Below are 12,346 nucleotides of genomic sequence, written 5' to 3'. Positions count from 1 at the left end.
TTTTCGTAGTGTATAAAATGTTGAAAAATTTGCAACTAAATCCCGGCAGGTCTTACCACGATTTTACGTTATTTTGAGGCCATTTGCCCAAATAACGCAAATATTTTCGATCGTGATTAAACCATGTACATCCCGCCGTTGACGTGGAGGGTTTCACCAGTGATGTAACCCGCTTCGTCAGAGGCTAAAAATGCAACCGCGCTGGCGATTTCTTTAGGGTCGCCAAGACGACCCGCTGGAACTGCCGCCAGCGTACCCGCACGCTGATCATCGGTCAGCGCACGCGTCATGTCCGTTTCAATAAAGCCCGGAGCAACAACGTTTACAGTAATTCCGCGGGACGCGACTTCGCGCGCCAGCGACTTACTGAAACCGATCAGACCTGCTTTCGCCGCAGCGTAGTTAGCCTGACCAGCATTTCCCATGGTACCAACCACAGAACCTACAGTGATAATACGTCCATGACGCTTTTTCATCATAGCGCGCATTACCGCTTTTGACAGACGGAATACCGATGACAGGTTGGTTTCGATAATATCGTTCCACTCATCATCTTTCATTCGCATCAACAGGTTGTCGCGAGTGATCCCGGCATTATTGACCAGAATATCCACTTCGCCAAACTCTGCGCGAATATTTTCCAGAACAGATTCGATAGATGCTGGTTCAGTCACATTCAGTACCAGACCTTTGCCGTTCGCACCCAGATACTCGCTGATGGCCTGTGCGCCATTCTCGCTGGTCGCAGTCCCGATCACCGTCGCGCCGCGCGCAACCAGTGTTTCAGCAATAGCACGCCCGATACCGCGGCTTGCGCCGGTCACCAGGGCAATTTTTCCTTCAAAACTCATGGTATTCCTCTTTTATTGCGAGAGTGCCGCTTTCATTGCTTCCGGCTCGTTAATCGCCGAGGCAGTCAGGGTGTCTACAATACGTTTTGTCAGACCGGTAAGTACCTTACCTGGACCGACTTCATACAGATGTTCAACGCCCTGAGACGCCATAAATTCAACGGTTTTGGTCCACTGAACTGGGCTGTAGAGCTGGCGAACCAGCGCGTTACGGATAGCCTCCGGCGCGGTTTCGCACTTGACATCGACGTTATTCACAACGGTAATCGTCGGTGCGTTAAAGGTCATTTTTTCCAGCTCAACCGCCAGCTTATCGGCAGCGGGCTTCATCAGCGCACAGTGAGACGGCACGCTCACCGGCAGCGGCAGTGCACGTTTTGCACCCGCAGCTTTACAGGCAGCGCCTGCACGCTCAACCGCTTCTTTATGACCCGCGATAACGACCTGGCCTGGCGAGTTAAAGTTTACCGGAGAAACGACCTGACCTTCAGCAGATTCTTCACAGGCTTTAGCAATAGAAGCATCATCCAGACCGATGATGGCAGACATGCCGCCCGTGCCTTCTGGCACCGCTTCCTGCATAAACTTACCACGCAATTCAACCAGACGGACCGCGTCAGCGAAGGCAATCACTCCTGCGCAGACCAGCGCAGAGTATTCACCCAGGCTATGACCCGCCATCAGCGCCGGCGTTTTGCCGCCCTGCTGCTGCCATACGCGCCACAATGCGACGGAGGCTGCCAGCAGTGCCGGTTGAGTCTGCCAGGTTTTGTTCAGCTCTTCAGCTGGGCCCTGCTGGGTCAGCGCCCACAGATCATAACCCAGCGCGTCAGAAGCTTCACGGAAAGTCTCTTCAATAACCGGATAGTTTGCTGCCATTTCAGACAACATCCCAACAGTTTGTGAGCCCTGTCCCGGGAACACAAAAGCAAATTGCGTCATTTTTTAATCCTTATCCTAGAAACGAACCAGCGCGGAACCCCAGGTGAACCCGCCACCAAAGGCTTCAAGCAAGACCAGTTGGCCCCGTTTAATTCGTCCATCGCGTACCGCTTCGTCAAATGCGCACGGTACCGATGCCGCAGAGGTGTTGCCGTGGCGATCAAGCGTCACCACAACGTTATCCATAGACATGCCCAACTTCTTCGCCGTCGCGCTGATAATACGCAGGTTAGCCTGATGCGGTACCAGCCAGTCGAGTGCGGCGCGATCCAGATTGTTCGCTTCCAGCGTCTCATCAACAATGTGAGCGAGTTCGGTCACGGCCACCTTGAACACTTCATTACCCGCCATTGTCAGGTAAATCGAACTGTCCGGATTAACGCGATCGGCGTTAGGCAGCGTTAACAGCTCGCCGTAGCGACCGTCAGCGTGCAGGTGCGTGGAGATAATGCCTGGTTCTTCGGACTGCCCCAGCAGTACCGCGCCCGCGCCATCGCCAAAAATAATGATTGTGCCGCGATCGGTTGGATCGCAGGTACGCGCCAGCACATCAGCACCGATCACCAGCGCATATTTTACGGCACCCGATTTAACATACTGATCGGCGATGCTCAGCGCATAGGTGAAACCCGCGCACGCCGCTGCAACATCAAATGCCGGGCAGCCTTTGATGCCGAGCATGTTCTGCACCTGGCACGCTGCGCTTGGGAAGGCATGAGTGGCAGATGTTGTCGCCACCACAATAAGCCCGATCTGTTCTTTATCAATGCCAGCCATCTCAAGCGCTCGCTGAGCGGCTTCGTAGCCCATGGTGGACACAGTTTCGTCTGACGCGGCGATACGACGTTCACGGATACCTGTGCGCGTGACAATCCACTCGTCAGACGTATCTACCATTTTTTCAAGATCGGCGTTGGTACGCACTTGTTTTGGCAGGTAGCTGCCGGTACCTAAAATCTTCGTATACATGTACGCTCAGTCACTTTTAGCTAATACAGATCCCAGGCGAGCGGCAATCCTCTGAGGGACTTGTCGCTGCACCGCCTGCACTGCCTGTTCAATCGCGACGGTAAATGCTCGCTGATTGGCGGCGCCATGACTCTTAATCACGATGCCGCGCAATCCTAACAGACAGGCGCCATTATACTGGTCGGGGTTGAGGTGACTGAATCGCCGCGTCAGGCTTTTTTGTAACCAACGCTTTAATAAAATCAGCCACCAGGACCTTTTTTTACCTTCTCCCTGCGATTTCAGCAGAGAAAGGAACATTCGTACGACCCCTTCCATGGTCTTCAACGTCACGTTTCCGGTGAAGCCATCACACACTAATACATCCGTTTTGCCCGTCAGCAACTCATTGGCTTCGAGATAACCAATATAGTTGATGGAGGGAACCTGTTTGAGTAATTCCGCAGCGTCGCGGATACTGTCCAGGCCTTTGGTCTCTTCTTCACCAATATTCAATAACGCAACGCGGGGATTGGTAATCCCGACCACGTCTTCTGCCAGCACCGACCCCATCACGGCAAACTGAGCCAGCATTGTACTATCACAATCTACGTTAGCGCCCAGATCGAGCACCACCGTTTTGCCCTTCTGCTGATGCGGTAACACCGTCACCAGCGCCGGACGCTCAATGCCCTCAATCGGCTTGAGCAATAATTTCGACAGCCCCATCAGCGCGCCAGTATTTCCCGCGCTGACGCAAGCCTGCGCTCGCCCTTCTTTCACCAGCTCCAGCGCCATGCGCATAGAGCTGCCGCGGCTATTACGAATAGCCTGCGATGGCCGGGCATCACTGGCAATAACTGACTGCGCAGGAATAATCTGCAGACGCGAACGTTGTTCAAAGTCAGCTTTTGCAAGTAATGGCGTGATTGTGTCGGGATTACCGACTAAAAGAAGTGTGAGTTGCGAATTAGAATTCAGTGCCTGCAATGCTGCAGGCACTGTCACGGTAGGGCCAAAATCTCCCCCCATGACATCTAACGCCAGGGTTAGACGTGTCAAGGTATCGTCGCAGCCTGGTTCGGTAAACTCCCCGTTTTCACGGGGAAGTTCCTCACTAAGCCTAATCACGCTGACGCGTGATTACTTAGTGATAACCTTGCGGCCGCGGTAGAAACCGTCAGCGGTGATGTGGTGACGCAGGTGTTTCTCACCAGAAGTCTTGTCTACAGACAGGCTGGTAACTGCGGTCAGCGCGTCATGGGAACGACGCATGCCACGTTTGGAACGGGTTGGTTTATTCTGTTGTACGGCCATGGACCTTACTCCTCAATTACTTACGCTTTAAGCTGGCTAATACGGCAAATGGATTTGGTTTTTGCGCTTCATCAGGCAGTTCCCCAAAGACCATGTCCGCCTCGGACACTTCACAGTGTTCAGAATCATGCACCGGAACGACTGGCAGGGAGAGGATGACTTCATCTTCAACCAGCGCCAGAAGATCGATTTCACCGAATTCGTTAACCTCAATCGGTTCATACGCTTCCGGGAGTGCTTCAGCCTGTTCGTCAGAACGAACCGGACTGAAACAATACGTTGTGTGAACATGCTGTACAAACGGTTTCCCGCAGCGCTGACATTCGAGCGTTACCGTCACCTTTGCATCACCGGTTAAAACGGCGAGGCGCTGGTTGTCGATAGCGAACGACATGGAGCACTCTACATCACTGTCCACACTGACTACAGATTCGGCAATACGCTCAGCCTGATCGGAAGAATAGATTCCTTCGTAATCGAGGCGTTTTTGAGCCGTACGAACCGGATCAAGAGTCAGGGGTAATTTTACCTTTTGCATAGGGCGCGCATATTAACTTTGTAACGTCATAGAGTCAAAGAAAAAGGCAACCAGAGCTGCCTTTTGCCAATTATTCGCACACATTGCGGCCTGTAGTTTAAAATGGCTGGCATCGATACGCTATATCTGGTGATAAAAATATGCCAAATCTCGTCCTTGCTTCCACTTCACCTTATCGCCGAATGCTGCTGGAAAAGCTCGGGATCCCGTTTGAATGCGCCGCGCCGGAGGTGGATGAAACGCCACAGCCGGGCGAGTCACCGCGTCATCTGGTGACCCGTCTCGCGAAAGAGAAAGCACAGTCGCTGGCCGTACGTTACCCCGCTCATCTGATTATAGGCTCCGATCAGGTTTGTGTGCTGGGCGGCGAAATCACCGGTAAACCGCATACGGAAGAAAACGCCTGCCAGCAGCTTTTGCGTGCGCGAGGCAGTATCGTGACCTTTTATACCGGCCTGGCGCTTTATAATTCCGCCTCCGGTCATCTGCAAACCGAGTGCGAGCCATTTGATGTGCACTTCCGTCATCTCAGCGAGGAGGAGATTATGGATTACGTGCGTCGGGAACGTCCTCTGAACTGCGCAGGGAGTTTCAAAAGTGAAGGACTGGGAATTGCACTGTTCGACAAGCTGGACGGGCGGGATCCCAACACGCTGGTGGGGTTGCCGCTGATTGCGCTCTGCCAGATGTTAAGGCGAGAAGAGTGTAATCCGCTGACGATGTGATTTTTGCCCAGCAGCGCTTCGCTTGTATGGGCCTACGGGTTTCGTAGGCCGGGTAAGCGCAGCGCCACCCGGCACATAATCAGCCGCGCAGAACTTTCAGGCAGCGTTTCAACTGATCATCCAGCGGCGCTTCAATACGGATAACTTCACCGGTATTAGGATGGGTAAACTTCAGCGCTGCCGCATGCAGGAACAGACGCGACAGCCCCGTACCCGCCAACTGCTTATCAAACTCGCGATCGCCATAGCGATCGTCGAACGCAATCGGATGGCCTGCAAACTGGGTATGGACGCGAATCTGATGAGTACGCCCCGTCACCGGACTACAGCGCACCAGCGTGGCGAATTCGTAGCGCTCTTCTACTTTAAATCGCGTCTCAGACGGTTTCCCTTCCTGATTAACACGAACAATGCGCTCACCGCTTTGCAGAATATTTTTCAGCAGCGGCGCCTGCACCACTTTCACGTGGGACTGCCACTGGCCGCGCACCAGCGCCAGATAATCTTTCTGCATCCCTTTTTCGCGCAGCTGTTCATGCAGGGAACGCAGTGCAGAACGTTTTTTCGCCACCAGCAGCACGCCTGAGGTATCACGGTCAAGACGGTGAACCAGTTCGAGGAAACGCGCTTCCGGGCGCAGCGCACGTAAACCTTCGATCACTCCGAAGCTCAGACCGCTCCCCCCGTGTACCGCCGTTCCGGACGGTTTATTCAGCACCAGAATGTGGTCGTCCTCATAAAGGATAACGTCACTCAGGGCCGCGACTTTTTGCAGCTTCGGAGAAACGACCTCTTCTTCACGCTCTGCAACACGTACCGGTGGAATGCGGACTTCATCGCCCGCCTCGAGCTTGTACTCGGGCTTCACACGTTTTTTGTTCACCCGCACCTCACCCTTACGCAAGATGCGATAAATCATACTTTTTGGCACACCCTTCAATTGGGTGCGCAAAAAATTATCGATACGTTGCCCCGCCTCGTCGTCGGCGATGGCAACCATTTTTACGGCTGGAGTCTCTGTTTTCATGGTTGGCGATTCTAAATAGCGTCTGACATTAGCGCCACTCATTTTTCTATGCTTATATTTACTTTTATCCGGACCACTCCCCTTTCGCGCAATCGATTTGGTGGTTATTAAACCAATCACCCCGTTGAAGTGAAGAAACTGTGAGTAACCGGGTGATAATTGGTAAAAGTCATCTTGCTATAACCCGGCGAGCAGTGGAATAATGAATCCGTTTTCCGCGTTAAATCCGGGTTTTGTAAGGATGTCGACGGAATGACCAATTTTGTCTGACCGATCATCCACGCAGCAATGGCGTAAGACGTATTGATCTTTCAGGCAGTTAGCGGGCTGCGGGTTGCAGTACTTCCCGGTATAAGGATTGTTCTCTGGAGAGTTTTCCCAGGCAATTCCCCTGATAATTGCGCTGTGTTTCCCTATGAAATACAGGCAACCGACACTCTGCGCCTCTTAAGCGAGCGACAACCGTGAGGTTGGCGACGTGAATAGACACGAGGCCATCGGTTCATACCCCGGAAAGCGTCACCTTGCCCGCAGCTTTGTCGTCAATGTAAGAATAACGAGTAAGTTACGATGAAAAGAATGTTAATCAACGCAACTCAGCAAGAAGAGTTGCGTGTCGCCCTTGTGGATGGGCAGCGCCTGTACGATCTGGATATCGAAAGTCCTGGACACGAACAGAAAAAAGCGAACATTTACAAAGGCAAAATCACCCGCATTGAACCAAGCCTTGAAGCTGCATTTGTCGATTACGGTGCTGAGCGTCACGGTTTCCTTCCTCTCAAAGAAATCGCCCGCGAATATTTTCCTGCAAACTACAACTCCCATGGCCGTCCGAACATCAAAGATGTTCTGCGTGAAGGTCAGGAAGTTATCGTCCAGATCGATAAAGAAGAGCGTGGCAACAAAGGCGCCGCGCTGACCACCTTTATCAGTCTGGCAGGAAGCTATCTGGTATTGATGCCAAACAACCCGCGTGCGGGTGGCATCTCTCGCCGTATCGAAGGCGATGACCGTACCGAGCTGAAAGAAGCACTGGCAAGTCTTGAACTGCCAGACGGCATGGGCCTTATCGTGCGCACCGCAGGCGTTGGCAAATCTGCCGAAGCGTTGCAGTGGGACCTGAGCTTCCGCCTGAAACACTGGGAAGCCATCAAGAAAGCGGCAGAAAGCCGTGCTGCGCCGTTCCTGATCCACCAGGAAAGCAACGTCATCGTGCGTGCCTTCCGTGATTATCTGCGTCAGGACATCGGTGAAATTCTGATTGATAACCCGAAAGTGCTTGAGCTGGCTCGCCAGCACATCGCCGCACTGGGTCGCCCGGATTTCACCAGCAAAATTAAACTGTACACCGGTGAAATCCCGCTGTTCAGCCATTATCAGATTGAATCCCAGATCGAGTCTGCCTTCCAGCGTGAAGTGCGTCTGCCGTCCGGCGGTTCTATCGTTATCGATACCACCGAAGCGTTGACCGCCATCGACATCAACTCCGCGCGAGCAACCCGCGGCGGCGACATCGAAGAGACCGCCTTCAATACCAACCTTGAAGCCGCTGATGAAATCGCCCGCCAGCTCCGCCTGCGCGACCTGGGTGGTCTGATCGTTATCGACTTCATCGACATGACCCCGGTTCGCCATCAGCGTGCGGTTGAAAACCGTCTGCGTGAAGCGGTGCGCCAGGATCGCGCGCGTATCCAGATCAGCCATATTTCTCGCTTTGGCCTGCTGGAGATGTCCCGTCAGCGCCTCAGCCCGTCTCTGGGTGAGTCCAGCCATCACGTCTGCCCGCGCTGTTCCGGTACAGGTACCGTTCGTGACAATGAATCTCTCTCCCTCTCTATTCTGCGTCTGATTGAAGAAGAAGCGCTGAAAGAGAACACCAAAGAGGTTCACGCTATTGTTCCGGTGCCGATTGCCTCCTATCTGCTGAACGAAAAACGTGCAGCGGTGAGCGCAATCGAAGCGCGTCAGGGCGGCGTTCGCTGCATCATCGTGCCAAACGACGAGATGCAAACCCCGCACTATCACGTGCTGCGCGTGCGCAAAGGCGAAGAGACAAGCACCCTCAGCTACCTGCTGCCGAAGCTGCATGAAGAAGAAATGGCGCTGCCGTCTGATGAAGAGCCTGCCGAGCGTAAACTGCCTGAGCAGCCAGCTTTAGCGACCTTCATCATGCCGGAAGCACCGCCAGAAGCGACGCTGGAAAAACCAGCGGAAAAACCTGCTGTGCAGAAAGTGGCTCCTGCCGCGCCAAAAGCGCAGCCTGAGCAGCCTGGTCTCCTGAGCCGCATCATCGGTGCGCTGAAAAAAATGTTTGCCGCCGAAGAAGTTCAGCCTGAGGAGCCGAAAGAAGCGCCAAAAGAAGCGAAACCAGAGCGTCAGCAAGACCGTCGTAAGCGTCAGAACAACCGTCGTGACCGCAACGACCGTGGCGATCGTAATGAGCGCCGTGATAATCGTTCCGATAACAACGAAGGTCGTGAACAGCGCGAGGACAACCGTCGCAACCGTCGCGAGAAGCAACAGCAGAACGTTGAAGATCGTGAGATTCGCCAGCAGGCGGGCGATGAGTCCGAGAAGAGCAAACAGCGTGACGAGCAGCAGCCTCGCCGCGAGCGTAACCGTCGTCGTAACGATGACAAACGCCAGGCTCAGCAGGAAGTCAAAAACCTGAATCGCGAAGCGCCTGTAGAACAGCAGGACACTGAGCAGGAAGAGCGTACTCAGGTTATGCCGCGTCGTAAGCAGCGCCAGCTGACCCAGAAAGTACGTGTGGGTGTTGTTCAGGCCGAAGAAAACGACGTTATCGCGGTTGAAGCGGCTGAAAGCACAACGGGTACCCAGGTTGCGAAAGTTGACCTGCCAGCCGTAGTGGAAAATCAGGTTGAGCAGGACGAAAGCAGCGAAAACCGTGATAACGCAGGTATGCCGCGTCGCTCCCGCCGTTCTCCACGCCATCTGCGCGTGAGCGGTCAGCGTCGCCGTCGTTATCGTGACGAGCGTTACCCGACCCAGTCTCCAATGCCAATGACCGTGGCGTGCGCGTCACCTGAGATGGCATCCGGTAAAGTCTGGATCCGTTATCCGGTTGCACGTCCGGAGCAGGCTGTTGAAGAACAGGCTGTGACCGAAGAGGTGATTGCACCGGTCGTCGCGGTGGAAGATGTCGTGACTGAAGCGGCAACCGTGGTCGAACCGCAGGTTGTTGAAACAGCGCCGCCGCAGGCTGTGGAAGTGGAAACGACCCATCCTGAAGTGATTGCTGCGCCGGTTGATGCCGCACCGCAGATCATTGCCGAAGAAGATACCGTGGTGGCTGAAGAAGTCGCGGAAGACGCTAAGCCTGTATCCGCAGCAGAAGAGCCCGCAGACGTTGCCGTCGAAACGGTGACGGAAGAGGTTGTTCAGGACGTCGAGATTCAGGTTGAACCTGTTGTCGAAGAGGTCAAAGCGCCTGAAGTGAAATCTGAGCCGGTTGAGATCGTTGAAGCTGTAGCGCCTGCTCACATTGCTACCGCGCCAATGACTCGTGCCCCGGCACCTGAGTACGTGCCTGAAGCACCACGCCATAGTGACTGGGTTCGTCCGGAATTCAACTTCGAAGGTAAAGGTGCTGCCGGTGGTCACAGTGCGACGCACATGGCTACTGCCCCAGCTACTCGTCCTCAGCCTGTTGAATAACGCACGCTAAGACTGAAAGCCGACCTTCGGGTCGGCTTTTTTATGGCTGTTGCAGGGGCTTTCTCATCCCGGTGACCTCCGGCATTATCTGCCGCATCAGCTCCAGAAAACGCCGCAAGCGCGCCGGATAATAGCGTGACCAGGGATAAACCAGATGTACCGGTAGCGCTGCTGGCTGCCACTCTGGCAGTAAATGCACCAGTCGCCCTTCCCGAATATCATCCTGTACCGTCCAGCTGGATACCACCGCCACGCCTAGCCCGGTGAGTGCCGTATTGCGCGCTACATACAGGCTGTCGGTACTCAGGCGTGGCGTAATGGTAACTCTCGCCGGGGTGGGTGTTGCCTCGTGGAAGAGTTCCACATGGCGTTGATAAAAAGAGCTGATTGCAATCCAGGGGAGATGTTGCAGATCGTCCGGCGTGTTAACGGCGGGATAACGGGCCAGGAGTGCCGGTGACGCTACCACCGAGCGCGGCACTTCAGCCAGTAGCACAGACACGGTTGCCGGATCGACTTCCACGCCCACCCGAATAGCACAGTCAAGGTTGTCGCCGAGGAAATCAACCGAGCGATCGTTAAGCATCCATTCGATTGAGAGTAGCGGATAGCGCTGCAAAAATTCGGTTAACGGTTTTAGTAGCTGATCCTGGCCAAACGCGTGAGGGGCGCGCACCCTCAGCACCCCGACCGGTTCATCTTCCGTCTGCCCCACCTCGTCTTCCAGCGCCAGCCAGCTGTCAATTACCCGTCGGGCATGCTGATAGCAACGTTCACCGTCATCGGTAAGCCGTGTGGTATGGGTTGTGCGCAGCATCAGGCGCACGCCCAGCATGGTTTCAAGTGACTGCAACCGTCGGCTCACCGTGGCCTGGGTTGTTGCCAGCTGACGTGCCGCCGCAGAAAGGGACCCCGCCTCCACAATGCGAACAAAGGTTCGCATCAGTTCTACACGATCTATACGCTCAGTCCGTTTCATATCATTTACACCTATACACTACACGTATAAGCGTTTTACCACCGCGCCCGCTACCGTCGCAAGGCGTACTGATAAAAAATAGCCGCACACGACGAATGAGGAACATCTTATGAACACAACCACCACCCGGGCCGTAAGCCGCTGGGTAATCTTAATGCTGGCGCTCGGTGCGGGCTTCAGCGTGGCATCCATCTATTATGCCCAGCCTCTGCTGCCGCTGATGGGCTCAGACCTGCACCTGAGCATCGAAGGCATGGGCATGGTCCCGACGCTCACCCAGGCGGGTTATGCCTTAGGCATCCTGTTTCTGCTCCCGCTCGGCGATCGTTATGACCGCAGAACGTTGATCCTGATAAAAAGTGCAGCTCTGGCGCTGTTCCTGCTGAGTTGTAGCCTGACCGGACAACTGCACTCCCTACTGCTCACCAGCCTGCTGATTGGCATGGCCGCCACCATGGCGCAGGATATTGTCCCGGCCGCAGCGATCCTCGCGCCGGAAGGCAAACAGGGAAAAACAGTCGGCACGGTGATGACCGGCCTGCTGCTGGGGATTTTGCTCTCCAGAACCGTGAGCGGCGTGGTGGGTGAAGCCTTTGGCTGGCGAGTGATGTATCAGCTGGCCGCAGCAAGCATTGCCTTTATCGGCGTGGTGATGTGGGCCGTGCTTCCCCGCTTCGCCGTTCATTCCACGCTGAGCTACCCGGCGCTGCTGCGCTCCATGGAACACCTCTGGCGTCGCTACCCGGCGCTGCGTCGGGCTGCGCTGGCTCAGGGTTTTCTGTCGATTGCTTTTAGTGCGTTCTGGTCGACGCTGGCGGTCATGCTGCTGGAACGGTATCACCTTGGCAGCGCCGTGGCGGGTGGGTTTGGTATTGCCGGAGCCGCAGGCGCGCTGGCCGCACCGCTGGCAGGCGGTCTGGCCGATAAGCTGGGCGCCGGTAAAGTGACCCAACTGGGTGCCGCGCTGGTGACCCTCTCGTTTGCTCTGATGTTCCTGATACCAGCCCTGGGTGTACACGGCCAGTTGCTCCTGATTGCCCTCTCCGCGGTCGGTTTCGATCTCGGTTTGCAGTCCAGCCTCGTGGCGCACCAGAACCTGGTCTACAGCCTTGAGCCGCAGGCCCGTGGGCGCCTTAACGCCCTGCTGTTTACCGTCATTTTCATCGGAATGGCGCTGGGTTCGGCATTAGGCAGCAATATCTATACGCTGGCAGGCTGGACGGGCGTGGTAGCACTGGCAACCCTGTGTGGTGCCATTGCGCTGGCTATCAGAGTGATTGAAAGCGCCCGGGTGGTGTCCGCTCAGGCAGAAAGTGTGTAAAAAAAATGCCCAACCCGGAC

General features: G+C 55.0%; 11 protein-coding genes. 3 read left to right on the top strand and 8 right to left on the bottom strand.

Annotated elements, in window-relative coordinates:
- Positions 1-116 precede the first annotated feature (116 nt).
- The 6 genes from fabG to yceD all read right to left on the bottom strand — a co-directional run bounded on the left by fabG (position 117) and on the right by yceD (position 4,596).
- Complete coding sequence (gene fabG / locus L3069_RS08185) at positions 117-851, bottom strand: 3-oxoacyl-ACP reductase FabG (RefSeq protein ID WP_022647739.1); 735 nt, start codon at positions 849-851, stop codon at positions 117-119.
- Positions 852-863: 12 nt separating this feature from the next.
- Positions 864-1,793, bottom strand: a complete 930-nt coding sequence (fabD, locus tag L3069_RS08180) for an ACP S-malonyltransferase (RefSeq protein ID WP_038415828.1) — start codon at positions 1,791-1,793, stop codon at positions 864-866.
- A gap of 15 nt (positions 1,794-1,808) precedes the next feature.
- Positions 1,809-2,762 (bottom strand): beta-ketoacyl-ACP synthase III, encoded by a 954-nt coding sequence (locus tag L3069_RS08175; RefSeq protein WP_032624477.1) that lies wholly within the window; start codon positions 2,760-2,762, stop codon positions 1,809-1,811.
- A 6-nt stretch (positions 2,763-2,768) separates the two neighbouring features.
- Positions 2,769-3,803 carry a phosphate acyltransferase PlsX gene (gene plsX / locus L3069_RS08170; RefSeq protein WP_198921375.1) on the bottom strand — a complete coding sequence of 345 codons (1,035 nt, stop codon included), beginning with the start codon at positions 3,801-3,803 and terminating at the stop codon, positions 2,769-2,771.
- An 81-nt stretch (positions 3,804-3,884) separates the two neighbouring features.
- Entirely contained in the window at positions 3,885-4,058 is a 174-nt protein-coding gene (gene rpmF, locus L3069_RS08165; protein ID WP_003857964.1) for a 50S ribosomal protein L32, read from the bottom strand.
- Between the two features lie 16 nt (positions 4,059-4,074).
- Positions 4,075-4,596 (bottom strand): 23S rRNA accumulation protein YceD, encoded by a 522-nt coding sequence (gene yceD / locus L3069_RS08160; RefSeq protein ID WP_003857966.1) that lies wholly within the window; start codon positions 4,594-4,596, stop codon positions 4,075-4,077.
- A gap of 140 nt (positions 4,597-4,736) precedes the next feature.
- Here yceD and L3069_RS08155 point away from each other — a divergent pair, with 140 nt between their 5' ends.
- Positions 4,737-5,321, top strand: coding sequence for a nucleoside triphosphate pyrophosphatase (locus tag L3069_RS08155; protein ID WP_032624478.1), 585 nt, complete (start codon positions 4,737-4,739; stop codon positions 5,319-5,321).
- Between the two features lie 79 nt (positions 5,322-5,400).
- Here L3069_RS08155 and rluC read toward each other — a convergent pair whose 3' ends face one another.
- The gene (gene rluC, locus L3069_RS08150; protein WP_041907418.1) at positions 5,401-6,348 is read right to left on the bottom strand and encodes a 23S rRNA pseudouridine(955/2504/2580) synthase RluC; all 948 of its coding nucleotides are present in this window, start codon (positions 6,346-6,348) and stop codon (positions 5,401-5,403) included.
- A gap of 570 nt (positions 6,349-6,918) precedes the next feature.
- On the opposite strand from rluC, the gene rne reads away from it, so the two are divergent.
- Positions 6,919-10,026, top strand: coding sequence for a ribonuclease E (gene rne / locus L3069_RS08145; protein WP_023305866.1), 3,108 nt, complete (start codon positions 6,919-6,921; stop codon positions 10,024-10,026).
- Between the two features lie 40 nt (positions 10,027-10,066).
- On the opposite strand, the gene L3069_RS08140 is transcribed toward rne, so the two are convergent.
- Complete coding sequence (locus tag L3069_RS08140) at positions 10,067-11,005, bottom strand: LysR family transcriptional regulator (RefSeq protein ID WP_038415827.1); 939 nt, start codon at positions 11,003-11,005, stop codon at positions 10,067-10,069.
- Between the two features lie 109 nt (positions 11,006-11,114).
- Between L3069_RS08140 and L3069_RS08135 the strand changes: the two genes are divergently transcribed.
- Positions 11,115-12,326: an MFS transporter gene (locus L3069_RS08135; protein WP_023299792.1), complete on the top strand. Its 1,212-nt coding sequence runs from the start codon at positions 11,115-11,117 to the stop codon at positions 12,324-12,326.
- The last annotated feature ends 20 nt before the right edge of the window (positions 12,327-12,346 follow it).

Origin of the sequence: Enterobacter cloacae complex sp. ECL411, assembly GCF_021869665.1 — a bacterium.
GTDB lineage: Bacteria > Pseudomonadota > Gammaproteobacteria > Enterobacterales > Enterobacteriaceae > Enterobacter > Enterobacter intestinihominis.
The sequence above is the reverse complement of the archived record's forward strand: the minus strand, read 5'-3'. Positions and strand labels throughout refer to the sequence as shown.